The sequence below is a fragment of the Arthrobacter cavernae genome, assembly GCF_017368795.1.
Classification (GTDB): domain Bacteria; phylum Actinomycetota; class Actinomycetes; order Actinomycetales; family Micrococcaceae; genus Arthrobacter; species Arthrobacter cavernae.
On record NZ_JAFNLL010000012.1, the window covers coordinates 1 to 17,561 of the forward strand.

Here is a 17,561-nt window from a genome sequence, read left to right on the forward strand (position 1 = left end):
GCCGCGCAGCCTGCAGCCGCGCAGCCTGCAGCCGCGCAGCCCGCGGTGGCAGCCCAGCCCGAAGCCGCACAGCAGCCGCTGGCGGCCACCATGGCCACGCCGGTGGTCTCCGCGGACATGCGGGCAGTCAGCGAATCCATCGGTGCCACCGTGGACCCGGCAAGCCGCCCCGAGGAGTCCGCGCATGCCCCTGCCTACGAGGCCTTCTGGTTCGCCGTCGCGCAGCCCCGCCCGGCCCTGAGCGAGCAGACCGGGGAACCCGTCTTCACGATCCAACCCGGCGGCTGGGTGCTGGCCCTGGAAGACCGCGGCCACGAATTCCTGGTCCAGGACACCGACGGCAAGGTAGGCGTCCTGCGCGACCTCAGCCACATCGAGCGCGGTTAGGCAGCCCGCCGTGGCCGCTGACGGAGGCGAAACGCCGCTTGCCCTCAAGCGCCGCGCGCGCCGGATTAACAAGGCTCTCGCTGTGATGTACCCGTATGCGCACGCCGAGCTGGACTTCCGGAACCCTTTCGAACTCGTCGTGGCCACAGTGCTGTCCGCCCAGACCACCGATGTTCTGGTCAACCAGGTCACCAAGATCCTGTTCGCCCGCTACCCGGACGCCCGCGCCATGTCCGAGGCCGAACCCGCCGAACTGGAAGCGATCCTGCAGCCCACCGGCTTCTTCCGGGCCAAAGCGAAGAATGTCCTGGCGCTGAGCACCCGACTGGTGGACGAGTACGACGGCGAGGTGCCCGGCCGGCTGGAAGATCTGGTGACGCTTCCCGGCGTCGGGCGGAAAACCGCGAACGTGGTGCTGGGCAACGCCTTCGGTGTCCCCGGGATCACCGTGGACACACACTTCGGCAGGCTCGCCCGCCGCTTCGGCTGGACCGCCTCGGAGGACCCCGTGAAGATTGAATTCGATGTCGCGGAACTGTTCGAGCCCAAGGACTGGACCATGCTGTCCCACCGCGTGGTCTTCCACGGCCGCCGGGTCTGCCATGCGCGCCGGCCCGCCTGCGGCGCCTGCCCCGTCGCCACGCTGTGCCCCAGCTACGGCGACGGCGAGACCGACCCCGCCAAGGCCGCCAAACTGCTCAAGTACGAGCTCGCCCCCGGCAACGAGGCGCTCCTGGCGCAGCTGCTGGCCGAGACGCACCGCGCAGCGGAGATCCGGATGGAATCGCAGAGGAGGCCTTCGTGACGGCGCTCGAGGACCTGGCAGGACTGATTACGCGCTTTGATGCGGGCGGGGAGCAGCGCTCGGAGCATTGGGCGCAGCTGGCGGTGGGCGAGGAAACCAACAGGCCCGCGGCGGTCCTGATGCTGTTCGGCGTGCTCGATGACATCCCCGCCGAGTCCGGGCGCCCCATCGCGCCCGCGGACCTGGATGTCCTGCTGCTGGAACGCGCGCACACCCTGGATGACCACCCCGGGCAGGTGGCGTTCCCCGGCGGCAGCGTCGATCCCGAGGACGATTCGGTGGTGGCGGCGGCACTGCGGGAGGCTGTGGAGGAAACGGGGCTCGACGCCGGCGGTGTCCAGGTTCTGGGCGTCATCCCCGAACTGGGGCTGGCCCACAGCAACTTCAGGGTGACGCCGGTGCTGGCGTGGTGGGCTTCGCCGTCCCCGGTGCACGTGGTGGACCATGGGGAATCGGCCCAGGTATTCCGGGTGCCGGTGCGCGATCTGCTGGATCCGGACAACCGCGTCACGGCCACCATCACGCGCTTCGGGCGGACGTTCAGGAGCCCGGGCTTCACCGTCAATGGCGTGGTGGTGTGGGGCTTCACCGGGATGGTTCTCAGCGGGCTCTTCGATGAGCTGGGCTGGACTGTCCCGTGGGATGAAGAGCGGCTGGTCGAGATCGACATCTAGCGGCGGGGCCGCCTGGGTCTTGGAGTGCCCGGGCCGCACGGCGCCCGCTGTGGGCGCCGGTGCGGCACATGCGCTAAGCCGCCATGCGCTCCGAGTTGGAGCGGTCCACGATGAGACCCGTGGCGGCGTTTTCCCGGACGGCATTGATGCCGGCAACCACGCCCTGAAGGTGCTTGAACGTCGGCGACACTGCCACAACTGTTCCGTCCGCGGCCGTGAGCCGGAACCGGTACAAATCGTCGCTGTCCTTGAGAATTTCGAACTTGCCAGCCATAGCTGCAGTCTCCCCCTTCATGCTTCCTTGCATACCGGCGTCCGCGATGTGTCGGACGCCACAGTGGGATAGTAGGCAGATGCCGCAGGGCAAACGAAGTTACCGCACGGTACATGACCTTCCCGGGGTCATACCGGCACATCTGGCTGAATATGCTGGCCAAAGGGCCTTCCCGGCGCTAGGGTGCGGGCTGGCATGGGGCGACTGTTGCGCACGGGGGTGCCCGGGGTGCGCAGGCGGGTGAGCTCAGAACAGCAAGACGCGGCGCGGCGCCGGCACCGGGAACTCGACGGCGGCCCGGAACTGTGCCTCGGCGCCGGCCAGGCGGCGGGCCTCCATGCCCTGGAGCTCCGCGGCGTCCGCACTGTCCACGCCGGGCCGGGCGGCAAGCTCCATAAGCCACGCTCCGGCCACCACGCTGTCGTGCTGCTCGCCGAGGATCCGCTGCATGGCGACAGCGGGCTGGATGATCCCTGCCGCGGTGGGACCAAAGGCTTCGGCCACGGCCTCCACCTCATACCGTAGGCACTTGATGTCCTTGCGCGCCTGGTGCAGCAGCGTGTTCCGCTCCGATTCGTCGCCGGCTGCTGCCTCTGCAGCGAGGCTGAGTTGCAGCATCTCCCACTGGGTCTGCAGCCGCCGTGCCAGCTCCCCCAAGGTGTGGTGCCGCCCGTCATGGCGCAGCCGGTGGGAGTCCTTGCCCTTTCCTGCGAGGAGGGCCTCCCGGGCTGCCTGGACGGCCCTGTGGCTGCGCTTGCCCGCACCAAGGCAAGCCGTGCGCCGTGGATGGCTTCCTGGTCGGCTGCCGCGATCAGGGGGAGGTAGCCCTCCAGCTCGGTCAGCTGGAAAGCAAGGTACGTTCCCAGCGCGTCGCGGCCGTCGGATCCCACGGGGACAGTGTCCTACGGCGCTGGGGTGTGGGCAAGGTCGGGCCGGCTCGGCGGGTGGGGGTGCCGGGGCTTTGGGGCCGGTCGGGCTGCTCTTATTTCGCCTTGTCGTAGGAGTCGACGACGGCGATGCTCACCGGGAATTCGACCGGGATGGCGCCGAAGAGGAGTTCCTTGGCGGCATTGGCGGATTCCTCGATGGCACGGATGCACGCGTCCACCGCATCGTCCGGGGCATGGACCATGACTTCGTCGTGGAGGAAAAACACCAGTTCTCCGGACGGCGAGCCCTCGGCACGCAAGGTGCGCAGCCGCCGTCGTAGTTCAGCCAGCCAGCAGGAGGCCCAGTCCGCGGCGGAACCCTGCACCACGAAGTTGCGGGTGAAGCGACCCCTGGAGCGGGCCAGGCTGTCCGCGCGGCGCTGCTCCTCCGCCGTCGTGGACCGCTGGCTGCGGAGCCATCCCTGCGACGGCGGCGGGCTGCTGCGGCCCAGCCGCGAGGTGACGGTGCGGCCTGCCTCGCCGTCGCGCGCGGCCTGTTCCACGAAGCCGACCGCCCGCGGGTAGGTCCGGGCGAGCTGGGGCATGAGGCGCCCCGATTCGCCGGTGGTGGCGCCGTAGATGGCGCCGAGGAGGGCGATCTTGGCCTTGGCCCGGTCGCCGCCGAAGCCCTGGGCCGCGATGCCGGCGTAGAGGTCCTTGCCGCGGGCGGCCTCGGCCATTTTGGTGTCCTGCGCGAGTGCCACCAGCACGCGTGGTTCCAGCTGGGAGGCATCGGCGACGATCAGCTTGTGCCCGGGATCGGCATGGACGGCGCCGCGGATGTTGCGCGGGATCTGCAGTGCCCCACCGCCGCGCGAGGCCCAGCGCCCGGACACCACGCCGCCCACCACGTACTCGGGCCGGAACCGCCCGTCGCGGACCCAGGTGTCCAGCCATGCCCAGCCGTTGGCCGTGTGCAGGCGCGAGAGCTTCTTGTAGGCCAGGAGCGGCTCGATGACGGGGTGGCTGGATTCCTGCAGTTCCCACTGCCGGGTGCTCTTGACCTCGATGCCGTTGCGGTGCAGGGCGCGCATGAGGTCCTGCGGGGAGTCCGGGTTCAGGTTCGGCGACTTGAGGATGCTCCGCAGCTCGGCACAGAGGGCCTCCAGCTTGGCCGGACGGTGGCCCGCCGGCGGGCGCGGGCCCAGATGGCCGGCCAGGATCTCCTCGTGCAGCTGCTCCCGCCACGGCACTCCGGAATGCTGCATCTCGGCGGCGATCATGGCCGTTGCCGATTCGGCGGCCAGCAACAGCTGGAGCCTCTTCTGCTTGTCCGCCGGCGCCTGGACCAGGGCGTGCTGCTGGGCGGCGAATTCGGTGCGGAGCTCCTCGAGGCCGGCCTGTGCCTGGCGGGGACCGGGGTCCTCGAAGAGGGCGCCCTGCTCGGCGGGCGGGGCGGGCGGCTGCAGGGCCCGCGGCGGCTGGGAGCCGTCGTCCTGCGTGAGCTTCTCGGCGTTCAGGGCGTAGTTGGTGTGGGCGGTGAACTCGGAGTGGGCCAGGATCGCGCCGCACAGGGCAAGGTCATGGCACCGTTCGAGCTCGACGCCGGCAGCCAGGAGCGCCGGGTACCAGTCCTGGGTGCGGAGCCAGACCCAGCGCGGGCGCTGCGCCTCGAGCTCATGCACGACGTCGGGCAGCTCGCTTGCGCTGACAACACGCGCGTCGGCTGTGGCCTTGCCCGCCGGGGAGACCCGCTGGATGGCTGCGCCGTCGGCATGGGCGGCGAGCAGCAGGTACATGCCCTCCATCATGCCCTGCCGCTGCGGGATGCCGCACGCATTGCGGACAGCTGCTGTTCCGTTCCAGGCGTCTTGCGGTTGGCGGGTCTGTTCTTGTTGGGGGCGGGGGCCGGGGTCGGACCGTTCCTCCACAGGGAGCGCCGGGGACGTGTTGTCCACATACGCCTCTTTCCAGCTGTTCCCGGCATGCCGTCGTCGGCGACATTGGCTCCATGAGAAGGCGACACCTCGAGCAGCGGGCACCCGGCGGCAATACACGTAGCGGCACCATCCATGGCGGCATGCGTGGAAGCGGCGACGGCGGCAGGGACGGTCCCGGCGCGTGGCTGCCCCCGGCGTCGGGTGAGATTCTCCTGGTCACGGGCAACAATTTTCTCCGCGATGAAACGGAACGGATCGTGGCCGCGGCCGGAGGGAGCCTGCGGACCGCCGCGGACGCTGCCCAGGCCGCCGCAGGCTGGGACAATGCGGACATCGTCCTGGTCGGCAGCGATGTCCGCGAGCTCCCGCCGCGCCGGCGGGCCCCTGCTGTCCTGCTCGGTGTCAGCGGCGAGGACGGCAACATCTGGCAGCTCGCAGCGGTGCTGGGTGCCGAGCGCGTGGCGCTCCTGCCGGAAGCCGCCGCATGGCTTGCCGAGCACCTCAGCGCCTCCCGCTCGCCGGAAGCAGGAGGGCACGTGCTCGGACTGACCGGCGGGAGCGGCGGTGCCGGGGCAAGCACTGCGGCTGCCTGGCTGGCCCAGGCGGCGGCCGGACACGGCGCCCGGACCCTGCTGATCGACGGCGACCCGTGGGGCGGAGGCCTTGAGCTCACCCTCGCCGCGGAGGACACCCCTGGCCTGCGCTGGCCCGATCTCGCCGAGGCCCGGGGGAGCATCGACCACGCCCAGCTGTCCGACTCCCTTCCCGTTGCCGGCGGCTTCTCCTTTCTCTCCTGGCCCGGGACCAGGGAGCGGCCACCCGCAGTGGACCCCGCGTCCGTGGCCGCCGTCATGGACGCGGCCAGGCGCGGCTTTGAAGTCGTCATCGTCGACATCGGCCGCGGCACCGACTCGCTGCGATCGTTTGCCTGGGACTGCGACAGGATCCTGCTGCTGGCAACGGCACAGCTGAAGTCGGCAGTGGCCGCCGCGCGGCTGCTGAATGAGCTGCCTCCTGTGGACACCGGACTCGTCATCCGGGGCAACCCGGGGGCCGGCATGGACGCACCGCTCATCGCCGAATCCTTGGGGCTGCCGCTGCACGGAGTCCTTCCCGAAGTCCGCGGCACGGGCACCGCCGCCGAGCTGGGCCGCCTGCTGGAGCTTGGCCGCCGGAAGCCCGTCCGGCGCTTCGCCGCCGGTGTCCTGGAGCTGCTCGACGGGGACGCGCCGTGAACGGCCTGGGCGCGGGCATGGGTTTGGGCGCGGGCATGCCTGGCTCCGGGCCGCGGCGTCGCCAGAGCCAGCGACTGGACTCGGCACTGCTGGAGACGGTCCGCGAATCCGTCATGGCCGGGGCGGGGCCCGTCACGCCTACACGCGTGGCCGCGGCCGTCCATGCCAGCGGCCGCCTGCTTGGCACCGCCGGGGCGCTCGCCGCCGTCGAGACCATCAGCGCTGAACTCAACGGGCTCGGCCCCTTGCAGCAACTGGCACGGGACCCGGCCGTGACAGACATCTTCGTCAACGGAACGCAGTCCGTGTGGCTGGACCGGGGGCATGGATTGGAACGGTCCGCCGTCCACTTCGAGAGCGAGGCCCAAATCAGGGCACTGGCCGTGCGGCTGGTTGCGGCCGGTGGCCGCCGCCTGGACGACGGCTCGCCATGCGTGGATGTCAGGCTCGACGGCGGCTACAGGGTCCATGCGGTGCTGCCGCCGATATCGACCGCCGGCACGCTGCTGTCCATCCGCATCCGGCGCGAGGAGGTGTTCACGCTGGCGGAGCTGCGGGCCGGCGGCATGTTCGGTCCGCTCGTCGAGCAGCTCCTGCGCGCTGTCATGCAGCGAAGACTGAGCTTCCTGATCAGCGGCGCCACGGGATCCGGCAAGACCACGCTGCTGTCCACCATGCTTGGCCTGAGCCGGCCGGAGGAACGTCTGGTCCTGATCGAGGATGCCGCCGAGTTGAACCCGGTCCATCCGCATGTAGTGTCTCTGGAATCACGGCACGGGAACCTCGAGGGCGGCGGTGCGCTGGATCTTGGCGAGCTGGTCCGGCAGGCTCTGAGGATGCGCCCGGACCGCTTGATCGTGGGCGAATGCCGTGGCGCGGAGGTCCGCGAACTGCTGACGGCCCTCAACACGGGCCACACCGGCGGCGGCGGGACCATCCACGCCAACACAGCCGAGGCCGTGCCGGCCCGCCTGGTAGCGCTCGGTGCCCTCGCCGGGCTGAGCCAGGACGCCGTGCGGCTGCAGGTCTCCAGCGCCCTCGACGCCGTGATCCACGTGGAGCGGACGGCCCGGGGCCGCACGGTGGCGTCCATCGGGCTCCTGACCGACGACGCCGCGGGCCAGACCGTGGTGCCCGCCCTGGAACTGCGCGGAGGCCGGGTGCTGGCGGGCCCTGCGTGGGGGAGGCTGGCAGCGAAGCTTGGGCTGGATTCGGACGAGCTGGGGCCGGAGGGGCTGGGGCCGGAGGGGCTGGGGCCGGAGGGGCTGGTGCCGGCCGCCCCGGGGCCCAAGACCCGGACCGGTGAGGCCACATGACGGTCCTTCTGGTCCTGGTGCTGGCGGCCGCAGCCTGGCTTGTGGTGCGCCATCCCCGCGGGCGGGCCCTGCGTGTGCGGCGCGCGCTGCGCCGCGGTGCCGGACCCCTCGACCGTAAACCGTGGGGGCGGAGGACACGGGGACGGCAGGAGGCGCTGCCCCTCATGGTCCTCGTCCAGCAGTTGGCCGCCCTTCTGCGTGGCGGACGGTCGTCGTCAAAGCTGTGGGAGGAACTGTGGACCGTCCACGGAGGGGAGGAGCGCACGGCCGCCAGCGGTGGGTCCCCGGGAAGGCCAGCCGGCCGAGCCCCTGACCAGCCCGCGGTGACGGCCGCGTCCGCCCGCCTGTCGCCCGCATCGCTGGACGTCCTCGCCGCAGCCAGGGCAGCCTCGGCCCTCGGAGCCTCAACCGCGGACGCCATCCGGAGCACCCTGGACCATGCCTTCGCGCAGCAAGGCGGCTCCATGGCGCTGCAAAGCAGGGCCGAGCGGCGGATCTGGGGCGAGCTCGCGGCCTGCCTCGATGTTGCCGAAACCAGCGGCTGCCCGCTGGCGGACATCCTCACACGATTCTGCACGCAACTGGAAGCCGAGGACGACGCCGACGCCGCACGTCAAACAGCGCTCGCCGGCCCCAAAGCCACTGTCCGGCTGCTGAGCTGGCTGCCTGTCCTTGGCCTTGGCCTGGGCATGGTCCTCGGCGTGGATCCGCTGGGTATCCTTCTCGGCAATGCCGTGGGCGTCGCCGCGCTGGCAGCCGGTGTGGTCCTTACGGTGGCCGGCAGGGTCTGGTCCTCGCGGCTGGTCAGCTCCGCGGCGGGAGGACCGTGATGCACGGACCGGTTCCCGCGCTTGCCGTGGCCCTTCTGCTGGGGCTTGCGGCCGGACTGGCCCTCACCGGCCCGAGCAGGAGTCGTGGCCGCCTGACGATGGAATTCCTGGGCAGGCCTTCCGCTGCGCCCTGGGACGGCGGCAGGGAAGCCACAGGATCCCAGGACGCGCGCGGAGGCCACAGGGACGGCCTGCGCGACACCGCCATGATGCTTGAACTCATTGCCGCGATGCTCGACGCCGGGGCGGGGATCGGGAGGGCACTGGAGCTGATCGCTGCGTGTGCTGCGCCTCCGGTCAGCCGGTCCCTGCGCCCGGTCGTCGCCGCCCTGGCCATCGGCGCCGACTGGGAGACGGCGTGGCGCAGTTCCGCCGCGCAGACCGCCGAGGTCCTGCGCCTGAAGGATGCCCTCGCCTTCGCCGCCCTGACCGGCGCCCCCTCCGCGGCGATCCTCTACGCACAGGCGGCACGGGACCGGCGGGAACAATTCAGGTCCGCGGAGAAGAAGGCGGCTGCCCTGGGCGTGAAGCTCGTCATCCCGCTGGGCCTGTGCTCCCTCCCGGCCTTCCTGTGCCTCGGAGTGGTTCCGGTCCTCATCGCCATGCTGCCGGGCGGCTGACCAGCCGCATCGAGTTCCCCTCCACACGCTCCCGCCAGGGACGGTTTTCCACTTAGCCGAAGCCGCCGCTTACCTGCACCACTCGGCCGCGGAAGAGTCAAAGAAGTACCGGCAGAAGCGCCGGCACCCGACGAAAGGAACATCATGCAAACCACAACCAAGATCCCGTCCGGCCCTTCCGCCACCCCGTCTGCCCATGGCGCAAGCCACACGGCGCCGTCTGAGCCGGGAAGCCCGGCTGGGCCCGCCGTCGCGCCAATGCTGGCCTCCTCGGCGGGGTCCGCTGGCCCGTCGCGGCCGGCCGCGATCCGTGAACTCCCCCTCGGATCATCCCCGTCCCGGGCGGCTGAGGAGCCTGCCCACGAGGGCAAGGGGCCGGGTTTGCGAACAGGCTCAGGCCGCAAGATCCGCAGCCGCGCCCGCCTCACGGGATCCGAGCTGGGGATGGCCACGGCCGAATATGCGATTGCCACTCTGGCAGCAGTCGGTTTTGCCGGCCTGCTGGTGGTCATTCTGCGCAGCGATGAAGTCCGTGGGTTCCTGCTGAACCTTATCCGCACGGCCCTCGCGTTGCCATGACCGCGCCCACCGGCGGTCGAGCAGGGCGGGCGGGACCCGCAGCCGCGGGATGGCACCCTGGTCCGGGGAAGGACCGGGGCGCCGTCACCGCCGAGTTCGCCGTGGCCCTGCCAGCGGTCCTACTTCTCCTCGCCTTCCTGCTGGCCGGTTCCGCAGCAGGCATCATGCAGTTCCGCTTGGAGGAGGCGGCCCGGGCGGGTGCCCGGGCCCTGGCCCGCGGCGAGAGCACCGGACTCGTCGACGACGTGGTCCGGCGACTTGCCGGACAGGGCGCCACGGCGGTGGTCGCGGAGGACGGCGAGTGGGTGACTGTCACCGCCTCGGCGAGGGTTCCCGGGCCCCTCGGCACCATCATCCCGTGGACGCTCTCGGCCACGGCATCGGCCCGCGGGGAGACTCCGCAGGCCGCGGCGGCCCAGGTTCATCCGTTGGGACACGGCGTTTCATTTCCGGGGCTGAGGGAAGCCCGCGCAGACGGGCTCGACGCACTGGACCGGACGTGGGGCTGGCACGGAGTGGCCGCATGAGCGGCCGCAGGGGTGGCCCGGCCCCAGGGCCGGGTGCGGGGCGCGTGGATGCCGGCCACCGGGAGCGCGGTTCGGGAACCATTTTGGCCGCCTCTTTGGGAATCGTGGTCATGCTCATGACGGCGGGTGTGCTGCTGCTGGCCCAGGCAGGTGTCATGGCTTCACGGGCAGCGTCGGCGGCAGATCTGGCTGCCCTGGCCGGGGCTGATGCCGCGCGGGGGATCATGCAAGGCGATCCCTGCTCCGTCGCGGCCAGCGTGGCCGCGCGCCACAGCGCCGCGGTGCTCTCCTGCACAGTGGCCGGCGGCGAGATCGTGGAAGTCCGGACAGAGTTGGCGCAGCATTCACCCTTCGGCGCGGCCACAGGCCGGGCAAGGGCAGGACCGCCGCCCTAGGAAACGGGCTGCCACCATGGGGTTGGGACTGCTGAGTTGGGCTGCGCTCCGGATGCCGAGGGGCCTTCCGCTTTTACATCACGGCACGCTCTTCACAGGCTCCACGGGAACCGCTCCTACACGGCGTCCTTGAGGAATACGTCGATCAGCGTGATGGCGGCTGCCTTGTCCAGGGGGTTGTTCTTGTTTCCGCATTTGGGGGACTGCACGCAGGAGGGGCAGCCGTTGTCGCACTCGCAGGAGCGGATGGCGTCGCGGGTGGCCGTGAGCCACACCCTGGCCTTCTCGAAGCCCCGCTCCGCGAAGCCCGCACCCCCGGGGTGGCCGTCGTACACGAAAATCGTCGGCACCCCGGTGTCGGCGTGGATGGCCGTGGACACCCCGCCGATGTCCCAACGGTCACTTGAGGCGACCAGGGGCAGGAGCCCTATTGCGGCGTGTTCCGCAGCATGGAGTGCGCCGGGGAACTGTGCTTCGACCAGGCCCGCGCCCGTCAGTGAGCGGTTATGCACCACGAACCAGACGGCCTTGGTGAAGAGGTCCCTGGCCCCGAGCTCCAGGGGCTCCTCGCCCAGGATCTCGTTCGATATCAAGGCCTTGCGCTGGAAGGAGACCACCTGTGTTGTCACCTTCACCTCCCCGAAATGGACCGCGACATCGCCCCATTCCACGGTCCGGAGGGTTTGCAGCACTTCGATCTGCGTTACGTCCCGGGCCGTCGTGTAGAAATCGGGGTTGGCCCGGCGGACCATCACGCAGTGCTCCTCTTCATTCAGGTCTTCCACGAGGTAGCTGTCGCCCTGGTGGACGTAGACGGCCCCGGTGTGCGCCTGGTAGTGGGTCTGGGGCGAATCCATGGTCCCCAAGAGGGACCCGGTTTCGGAGTCCACGATGCTCACCGGTCCGCCGCCGTCGGCCCGCAGGTTCACCATGGCCGCGGCGCTCTCCGGGTGCGTCCAGAACCAGCCGGCAGGCCTCTTCCGCAGATACCCCTGGGTCACGAGCTGTCCCAGCAGGCCCTCGGCCGTGGGGCCGAACAGCTCCAGTTCCGCCGTCCCGATCGGCAGCTCGGCCGCGGCAGCGCACAGGTGCGGCCCCAGCACATAGGGGTTGCCGGGATCGAACACGGTCGCTTCCACGGACACATCGAAGATCGCCTCCGGGTGGTTCACGAGGTAGGTGTCCAGGGGGTCGTCGCTTGCCACGAAGGCCGCGATGGCATCCTGTCCCGCACGGCCGGCACGGCCGATCTGCTGGAAAAGCGACGCCCTGGTTCCTGGCCAGCCGGCCACGAGCACGGCGTCGAGGCCCGAGATATCGATGCCCAGCTCCAACGCCGAGGTGCTGGAAACACCCAGCAGCTCACCGGACCTCAGTGCCCGCTCCAGGGCGCGGCGTTCCTCGGGCAGGTAACCGGAGCGGTAGGCCGCCACCCGCCGGGGCAGGCTCGGGTCCACCTCTTCCAGAAGCCTCTTGGCGATGGACGAAATGGTCTCGGCTCCGCGCCGTGACTTGATGAAGGCGATGGTGCGGACGCGCGAGGAGACCAGATTGGCCAGAATGTCTGCGGTCTCGGCAACGGCCGTCCGGCGATTCTTGGCACCGTTTTCGCCCTTGAGTTCGGTCAGCGCCGGTTCCCAGAACGCCACCGTTGTGGAACCATGCGGCGAGCAGTCCTCCGAGACTTCCTTGACCGGGGCGCCGATGAGCCGGCCGAAGGACGTGCCGGGGTCGGATGCCGTTGCCGACGCCGCGATGAACACCGGTTCCGGGAAGGAGGTCCCTGCCCCGTAGTAGGCACAGATGCGCCGGAGCCGGCGCATCAGATTGGCCACATGTGAACCGAACACGCCCCGGTAGCTGTGGGCTTCGTCCACGATCACATAGCGCAGCCGCCGGAAGAACCGCGCCCACCAGGCATGGTTCGGCAGGATCCCGAAGTGCAGCATGTCCGGGTTGGCCAGGATGAAGTTGGCGTGGTCCCTGATCCAGCGGCGGGATGAGGGGTCGGTGTCCCCGTCGTAGGTCTCCGCGCGGACCGTGGGCAGCTTCAGGGCGCGGATGGCGGCCAGCTGGTCGGCAGCGAGGGCCTTGGTGGGGGACAGGTAGAGGGTGACGGCGCCGTCGTCGTGGATTTTTCCGGGCTCGGACAGCACGCGCAATTCGGAACGGTGGATCGCATCCAGGGCCGGGAGTTGGTAGGCGAGGGACTTGCCGGACGCCGTCCCGGTGGCGATCACCACGTGCTGGCCGGAGTGGGCCAGCTCGGCGGCCTCGGTCTGGTGCCGGTACGGCTCGTGGATTCCGAGTGTGCCGTAGGCGGCGACGACGTCCGGGTGGGCCCAGGCCGGCCATGGCTCGTGGACGGCCTGCCGGGCGGGGATGGTGCGGACATGACGGAGCTGCTCGGGGTCCGGAGTACGGCCCAGAAGGGAGATCAGCGAGTCGTGCGTGGCCACCCGTTTATTCTGTCACCGCGCCGGGGGAGCCAGCGCCGCCGAGTCACCACCGCTGCGGGCACCACCGCCGCCGGGCAGGACCACGCCAGCGATGCGGCTACGCCACCGAGAGGTCGGCTGCCTCTCCGCCCCTGGTGGAAATCATCAGCACGTGGCAGACGTCCTTCCAGCCAAGGTGCGAATAGAGCTTCTGCCCGTCCAGGGAAGCCAGCAGGAGGCCGTTCTGGACGTCATGTTCGAAGGCCTGCGCTGCCAGCGCCTTCATGATGAAACTGCCCAGCCCGCGGCGCTGGAACGCCGGTTCCGTGACAATCTTGTCGAACACTGCCGTGCCCTTGACCACGTACACACGGCCGCTCGCGGCCACCTGTTCGCCGGAATGGACCACGGCGTGGTGCACGCCGTTGGCCTCGGACGTGGCCAGCTCCAGGTCATCGTCATGCAGCCACGGGTCCTCGGAATCCTGGGTTTCCATGTCCACGATCATCATGGTCTGGGACGCCGAGGTGACATGCAGCCCATGCTGCCCGGCCAGGAACGAGTACCGGGCGACGTCATTCGTCAGGACGGTGAGGATGCGCGTGGGGGCTTCCGATGTCTTGGCGGCAAGCTCGGCAAATTCGCCGTCCGAAGGATCATGCGCGAAGTACTCCCAATCGCCGGTCTTGTCAGCGCGCAAGGCCGCCGGGAAGCGGCCCTCGTTGCGTGTTTCATAGCCCCGGCAGCCGGACCAGCCGGCTACCCAGACTTCCAACAGATGAGCGATGTCTTCAACCAAGGCGTCTGCACTCATGTAGAGAGACTATGCCAGCGCCGCATTTAGCAACAGGGGGCCGCCAGTATCAGCAGCATTAACACTTCGGGCGCCTTGCGAAAGCTTCCGACACGCGGATTTTCCCCCACCAAGTACGCTTAAATACGTGGCTTTGAACCGAATTGTGCTCTTTTATGGCTTTACCCCGATCGCCGACCCGGACGCGGTGCGGCTCTGGCAGCGTGCCCTGTGCGAGAAACTCGGCCTCGCCGGGCGCATCCTGATCTCCCCGGACGGCATCAACGCCACCGTGGGCGGCGAGCTGAACAACATGAAGCAGTACGTCAAGACCACCCGCGAATACAAGGGTTTCCACGGCATCGACTTCAAGTGGTCCGAGGGCGGCGCCGCCGATTTCCCGCGCCTGAGCGTCAAGGTCCGCGACGAAATCGTCTCATTCGGCGCTCCGGGCGAACTGAAGGTGGACGGGAACGGCGTGGTGGGCGGCGGCACGCACCTCCAGCCGGAGGAGCTGCACGCCATGCTGGAGGCGAAGAGGGCAGCCGGACAGGAAGTGAAGTTCTTCGACGGCCGCAATGCCTTCGAAGCGCAGATTGGCAAATTCAAGGATGCGATCGTTCCGGACGTCGCCACCACGCACGACTTCATCAAGGAACTCGATTCCGGCAAGTACGACGACCTCAAGGACCAGCCGGTGGTCACGTACTGCACCGGCGGCATCCGCTGCGAAGTCCTCTCCAGCCTCATGGTGAACCGCGGTTTCAAAGAGGTCTACCAGCTCGACGGCGGGATCGTCCGCTACGGCGAGACGTTCAAGGACCAGGGACTCTGGGAGGGCTCGCTGTACGTGTTCGACAAGCGCATGCACGTCGAATTCAGCGAGGACGCCAAGACCATCGGCGAATGCGTGCGCTGTGCGTCGCCCACCAACAAGTTCGAGAACTGCTCGAACCTCAGCTGCCGGACCCTGACCCTGTACTGCGCCGGGTGCGCTTCCAGCCCGGAGACCCTGCGCTGCCCCGGAGGCTGCGCCGCAGCCTGAACAGCCCGCTAAAGCCGACTGACGCGGTAGGCGAAATTCGCGTCGTTGTTCGCCGACACCGTGATGGCCAGCACGGCATCCCTCGCCAGCTGCAGCACGTTCACCCGCGTGTTGGCGCAGTCCAGCGTGAGCTCCACCAGTGCCGCGTTGCCGTTCTTCACCACGAATGATGCCCGGCGGGTCCCCCGGCAGGCCAGGGACACGGCGTAGGAGCCGCCGGGGAGCTGCACGGTCTGTTCGGTGCGCGATTCCCCGGCCTTCACGAGCCCGTGGCTTTCATAGAACGACTGCCCCTGGGAGTCCGGCACCACGGCCCGGGCCCAGGCGTCCAGTTTTTCCCCGGTGACCGTCCGGCCCAGCTCCGGGTCGCGCGGCAGCACCGGATCCGTGAAGGACCGTGCGGCGGGGCTGGGGGTCGGCCTCCCGCCGTCGTCGATGTACTCGCAGGCGGCCAGCGGGCCGCAGAGCCCAAGCAAAATCACGACGGCGGCACCCGCCAGCCGTCCAGACCGCACCTGCCGGGCGCCCGGGCTGCCCATGTGCTGACTCTACGCCTGCAGCATCGGCGGCCAAAAGACCATCCGCCCGGGACGCCGGAGCCGGGCCGGAACGCCCGTCAGGCGGCGGGAACCAGTTGGTAGGCATAGATCAAGGGTGCGTCCACGCTTGAGGTGCTGATGCTCAGCGGCCCGCTTGTGGCCACCTTGATCCTGACCGTTTCGAGGCTGCCGTTGCAGGCCGCCCCGGCGTCGGCGATCTGCCTGCCTGCGGAGGTCACGGCGAAGAAGGCCTTGCCGCCGCCGTCGCAGGCCATGGTGAGCCTGTAGTTCCCGGCGGTGACACTGGCCGCGTCCTTGACGATGGGGTCCCGGTTGAGGATCTTCCCTGCATCCTCCAGAACGATGCCGCTGGCGGACGGCAGGGTCGTGGCCTTCCAGGAGGGGACGTCTGCGTCGGTGATGCTGCCGGGCGCCTGGCAGGCGGTTGCTGCCGCGACGGTGCCTGCCGCGACGGCAAGCAGGGCGGCGAGGCGCCATGTGGAGGGGAGGAAAACCATGCTTCAACGCTACCTGCTCCGGCCTGCTGGGGCTTTGTCCACATAGGGGCATTGCCCGGTCAGCCTCCGGGAATCGCGGCAATAGACTGGCAGGGTGACTGATTCCGCAAGCATTTTCGCCACCGGCAACATCCCCGACGCCCCGCGCAGCGACCTCCCGGAGCTGCTCGTGGCGCTCGCGGCGGACCTTCGCGCCGTCGGCTATACGGTGGACGGAGTCGCCGCGTTCCTGGGCGCCGCCGCGTCCTCGGCGCTTAATCGGGACCAGTTGATCCCCGCCCTGATCGTCACCGGCCAGGCCGTCAAGGCGGATCCGGGTGCCCGTGCGCTCGCCGCCGTTGTCAGTCTGTGGCTCCTCGCCGTCCCGCAGCCGCCGGAAGAGATCGACGCCGCCCTTCCGGGCATCCGCACCGCGGGCTTGCTTGAGCTGGGGTTGGTCGAGCTGGACGACGGCGCTGTCGCCGCCAAGGCGGATCTGCGCCCCTACGGCTGGGATGCGAATGAGGACGGCAGCGGAGGTGCGGAGCTGTGGGTCTCCAGCGACCTTGCGGCCCACCAACGTGCCGGCGTGCTGCGCCATGACCATGTGCTGGGCATCGGGCAGGCCTCCACCACGCTGGTGCAGACCACCATCCGGCGCCACACGGAACGTGCCCTGGATCTCGGGACCGGCTGCGGCATCCAGACCTTCCACCTGCTGCACCACTGCGATCACGTCACAGCGACCGACATTTCCGAGCGAGCGCTGGCCTTCACCCGCTTCAACCTCCTGCTCAACGCGGAGGCCCTGCACCTGGACCCCAAAAACCTGGAAGCCCGCGTCAGCCTGCGCCTCGGATCGCTGCTGGAGCCGGTCGCGGGGGAGCACTTCGGGCTGGTGGTCTCCAACCCGCCTTTTGTGATCACCCCGCGCAGCACCGGCGAGTCCGCGTCAGAGCAGTTCACGTACCGCGACGGCGGGCTGCCGGGAGATGACATCGTGGCCAGCCTGGTCCGGACCCTGTTCGGGGTCCTGGCCCCCGGCGGCACGGCCCAGATGCTTGGAAACTGGGAAATCACGGCCGGCACGCGGTGGAGCGAGCGGCCCAAGTCCTGGCTGGACGGTTCCGGCACCGACGCCTGGTTCATACAGCGCGAGCAGGTGGGCCCGGAGCAGTACGCGGAAACCTGGCTGCAGGACGCCTCGGAAACCCGGGACCGCGGCCATTACCAGGAGTCGTACGCCGCCTACCTGGCGGACTTCGCTTCGCGCAACGTGGAGGGCATCGGCTTCGGCATGATCTGGCTTCGCCGCCCCGCAGATACCGCGAACGCCGCAAGCGGGGAGAACGCCGCAGATACCGGGAACGCTGCTGCCATCAGCCGCTTCGAGGAAATCACCTACCCCATCGAACAGCCCGTGGGTCCGCACCTTGGCGCTTCGGTGGAGCGCGCCGACTGGCTGGCCGCCCACCACCTGGCGGAGGCCCACCTGGTGGTTGCCGAGGACGTCACGGAGGAACGCCACCAGCGCCCCGGCGCAGAACACCCGGGCGTCATCCTCCTGCGCCAGGGAGCCGGCCTGCGCCGGACCAACCTGCTGAGCACCGAACTCGCCGGTTTCGTCTCCGCGTGCGACGGTGAACTCTCCGTCCGCCAGATCATCGGCGCGCTTGCCGCGCTACTGGGCGGGGGCGAGGACTTCGAGCCGGAGGCCTTCCGCGCAGGCCTGCTGGAGGAGGTCGGCAACTTGGTGCGCGACGGCTTCCTCCTCCCGGAAGGACACTAGCCCGTGGGC

The 17,561-nt window shown here is 69.7% G+C and carries 18 protein-coding genes and 1 pseudogene; 12 read left to right on the plus strand and 7 right to left on the minus strand.

Going from position 1 to position 17,561, the window contains the following annotated elements; genetic code table 11:
* The 3 genes and pseudogenes from J1902_RS06335 to J1902_RS06345 form a co-directional block, all read left to right on the plus strand.
* A pseudogene (locus tag J1902_RS06335) lies at positions 1 to 387 on the plus strand (hypothetical protein); the annotation flags it as partial.
* Positions 388 to 397: 10 nt separating this feature from the next.
* A complete protein-coding gene (gene nth / locus J1902_RS06340; RefSeq protein ID WP_207615414.1) occupies positions 398 to 1,192 on the plus strand; it encodes an endonuclease III in 795 nt (264 codons plus the stop codon).
* Positions 1,189 to 1,866 (plus strand): NUDIX hydrolase, encoded by a 678-nt coding sequence (locus tag J1902_RS06345; RefSeq protein WP_207615415.1) that lies wholly within the window; start codon positions 1,189 to 1,191, stop codon positions 1,864 to 1,866. The genes nth and J1902_RS06345 overlap by 4 nt, the downstream gene beginning before the upstream one ends.
* A 73-nt stretch (positions 1,867 to 1,939) precedes the next feature.
* On the opposite strand, the gene J1902_RS06350 is transcribed toward J1902_RS06345, so the two are convergent.
* From J1902_RS06350 to J1902_RS06360, 3 genes are all read right to left on the minus strand, one after another.
* Complete coding sequence (locus J1902_RS06350) at positions 1,940 to 2,140, minus strand: YegP family protein (RefSeq protein ID WP_207615416.1); 201 nt, start codon at positions 2,138 to 2,140, stop codon at positions 1,940 to 1,942.
* A gap of 246 nt (positions 2,141 to 2,386) precedes the next feature.
* Positions 2,387 to 3,025 carry a CHAD domain-containing protein gene (locus tag J1902_RS06355; protein ID WP_207615525.1) on the minus strand — a complete coding sequence of 213 codons (639 nt, stop codon included), beginning with the start codon at positions 3,023 to 3,025 and terminating at the stop codon, positions 2,387 to 2,389.
* A gap of 97 nt (positions 3,026 to 3,122) precedes the next feature.
* Complete coding sequence (locus J1902_RS06360) at positions 3,123 to 4,808, minus strand: bifunctional 3'-5' exonuclease/DNA polymerase (protein ID WP_207615526.1); 1,686 nt, start codon at positions 4,806 to 4,808, stop codon at positions 3,123 to 3,125.
* 212 nt (positions 4,809 to 5,020) lie between these two features.
* On the opposite strand from J1902_RS06360, the gene ssd reads away from it, so the two are divergent.
* The 7 genes from ssd to J1902_RS06395 all read left to right on the plus strand — a co-directional run bounded on the left by ssd (position 5,021) and on the right by J1902_RS06395 (position 10,451).
* On the plus strand, positions 5,021 to 6,184 hold the full coding sequence (ssd, locus tag J1902_RS06365; RefSeq protein WP_242701694.1) for a septum site-determining protein Ssd: 1,164 nt from the start codon (positions 5,021 to 5,023) through the stop codon (positions 6,182 to 6,184).
* Positions 6,185 to 6,219: 35 nt separating this feature from the next.
* Positions 6,220 to 7,500, plus strand: coding sequence for a TadA family conjugal transfer-associated ATPase (locus J1902_RS06370; protein WP_372434396.1), 1,281 nt, complete (start codon positions 6,220 to 6,222; stop codon positions 7,498 to 7,500).
* The gene (locus J1902_RS06375) at positions 7,497 to 8,330 is read left to right on the plus strand and encodes a hypothetical protein (protein WP_207615417.1); all 834 of its coding nucleotides are present in this window, start codon (positions 7,497 to 7,499) and stop codon (positions 8,328 to 8,330) included. Before J1902_RS06370 ends, J1902_RS06375 begins: the two co-directional genes overlap by 4 nt.
* Positions 8,330 to 8,950: a type II secretion system F family protein gene (locus J1902_RS06380; RefSeq protein WP_207615418.1), complete on the plus strand. Its 621-nt coding sequence runs from the start codon at positions 8,330 to 8,332 to the stop codon at positions 8,948 to 8,950. The genes J1902_RS06375 and J1902_RS06380 overlap by 1 nt, the downstream gene beginning before the upstream one ends.
* A gap of 144 nt (positions 8,951 to 9,094) precedes the next feature.
* Positions 9,095 to 9,529 (plus strand): DUF4244 domain-containing protein, encoded by a 435-nt coding sequence (locus tag J1902_RS19260; protein WP_242701695.1) that lies wholly within the window; start codon positions 9,095 to 9,097, stop codon positions 9,527 to 9,529.
* Positions 9,526 to 10,056, plus strand: coding sequence for a TadE family type IV pilus minor pilin (locus J1902_RS06390; protein ID WP_207615419.1), 531 nt, complete (start codon positions 9,526 to 9,528; stop codon positions 10,054 to 10,056). The genes J1902_RS19260 and J1902_RS06390 overlap by 4 nt, the downstream gene beginning before the upstream one ends.
* On the plus strand, positions 10,053 to 10,451 hold the full coding sequence (locus J1902_RS06395) for an Rv3654c family TadE-like protein (RefSeq protein ID WP_207615420.1): 399 nt from the start codon (positions 10,053 to 10,055) through the stop codon (positions 10,449 to 10,451). Before J1902_RS06390 ends, J1902_RS06395 begins: the two co-directional genes overlap by 4 nt.
* Positions 10,452 to 10,567: 116 nt before the next feature.
* Here J1902_RS06395 and sftH read toward each other — a convergent pair whose 3' ends face one another.
* Together sftH and J1902_RS06405 are read right to left on the minus strand one after the other, a co-directional pair.
* Positions 10,568 to 12,910 (minus strand): DEAD/DEAH box helicase, encoded by a 2,343-nt coding sequence (gene sftH, locus J1902_RS06400; protein ID WP_207615421.1) that lies wholly within the window; start codon positions 12,908 to 12,910, stop codon positions 10,568 to 10,570.
* A 97-nt stretch (positions 12,911 to 13,007) separates the two neighbouring features.
* The gene (locus J1902_RS06405; protein ID WP_207615422.1) at positions 13,008 to 13,703 is read right to left on the minus strand and encodes a GNAT family N-acetyltransferase; all 696 of its coding nucleotides are present in this window, start codon (positions 13,701 to 13,703) and stop codon (positions 13,008 to 13,010) included.
* A gap of 127 nt (positions 13,704 to 13,830) precedes the next feature.
* Here J1902_RS06405 and trhO point away from each other — a divergent pair, with 127 nt between their 5' ends.
* On the plus strand, positions 13,831 to 14,727 hold the full coding sequence (gene trhO / locus J1902_RS06410) for an oxygen-dependent tRNA uridine(34) hydroxylase TrhO (RefSeq protein WP_207615423.1): 897 nt from the start codon (positions 13,831 to 13,833) through the stop codon (positions 14,725 to 14,727).
* A gap of 8 nt (positions 14,728 to 14,735) precedes the next feature.
* Here trhO and J1902_RS06415 read toward each other — a convergent pair whose 3' ends face one another.
* Positions 14,736 to 15,266, minus strand: a complete 531-nt coding sequence (locus J1902_RS06415) for a DUF6023 family protein (protein WP_207615424.1) — start codon at positions 15,264 to 15,266, stop codon at positions 14,736 to 14,738.
* 77 nt (positions 15,267 to 15,343) lie between these two features.
* Entirely contained in the window at positions 15,344 to 15,784 is a 441-nt protein-coding gene (locus tag J1902_RS06420; protein WP_207615425.1) for a DUF6023 family protein, read from the minus strand.
* Positions 15,785 to 15,878: 94 nt separating this feature from the next.
* Here J1902_RS06420 and J1902_RS06425 point away from each other — a divergent pair, with 94 nt between their 5' ends.
* On the plus strand, positions 15,879 to 17,552 hold the full coding sequence (locus tag J1902_RS06425) for a DUF7059 domain-containing protein (RefSeq protein WP_207615426.1): 1,674 nt from the start codon (positions 15,879 to 15,881) through the stop codon (positions 17,550 to 17,552).
* Positions 17,553 to 17,561: the final 9 nt, after the last annotated feature.

Bases quoted from the DNA above. Each gene is read 5' to 3' on its own strand.
- J1902_RS06350 (WP_207615416.1), bottom strand. From the start codon at position 2,140: ATGGCTGGCAAGTTCGAAATTCTCAAGGACAGCGACGATTTGTACCGG.
- J1902_RS06360 (WP_207615526.1), bottom strand. From the start codon at position 4,808: ATGTACCTGCTGCTCGCCGCCCATGCCGACGGCGCAGCCATCCAGCGG.
- ssd (WP_242701694.1), top strand. From the start codon at position 5,021: ATGAGAAGGCGACACCTCGAGCAGCGGGCACCCGGCGGCAATACACGT.
- J1902_RS06370 (WP_372434396.1), top strand. From the start codon at position 6,220: ATGCCTGGCTCCGGGCCGCGGCGTCGCCAGAGCCAGCGACTGGACTCG.
- J1902_RS06375 (WP_207615417.1), top strand. From the start codon at position 7,497: ATGACGGTCCTTCTGGTCCTGGTGCTGGCGGCCGCAGCCTGGCTTGTG.
- J1902_RS06380 (WP_207615418.1), top strand. From the start codon at position 8,330: ATGCACGGACCGGTTCCCGCGCTTGCCGTGGCCCTTCTGCTGGGGCTT.
- J1902_RS19260 (WP_242701695.1), top strand. From the start codon at position 9,095: ATGCAAACCACAACCAAGATCCCGTCCGGCCCTTCCGCCACCCCGTCT.
- J1902_RS06390 (WP_207615419.1), top strand. From the start codon at position 9,526: ATGACCGCGCCCACCGGCGGTCGAGCAGGGCGGGCGGGACCCGCAGCC.
- J1902_RS06395 (WP_207615420.1), top strand. From the start codon at position 10,053: ATGAGCGGCCGCAGGGGTGGCCCGGCCCCAGGGCCGGGTGCGGGGCGC.
- J1902_RS06405 (WP_207615422.1), bottom strand. From the start codon at position 13,703: ATGAGTGCAGACGCCTTGGTTGAAGACATCGCTCATCTGTTGGAAGTC.
- J1902_RS06415 (WP_207615424.1), bottom strand. From the start codon at position 15,266: ATGGGCAGCCCGGGCGCCCGGCAGGTGCGGTCTGGACGGCTGGCGGGT.
- J1902_RS06420 (WP_207615425.1), bottom strand. From the start codon at position 15,784: ATGGTTTTCCTCCCCTCCACATGGCGCCTCGCCGCCCTGCTTGCCGTC.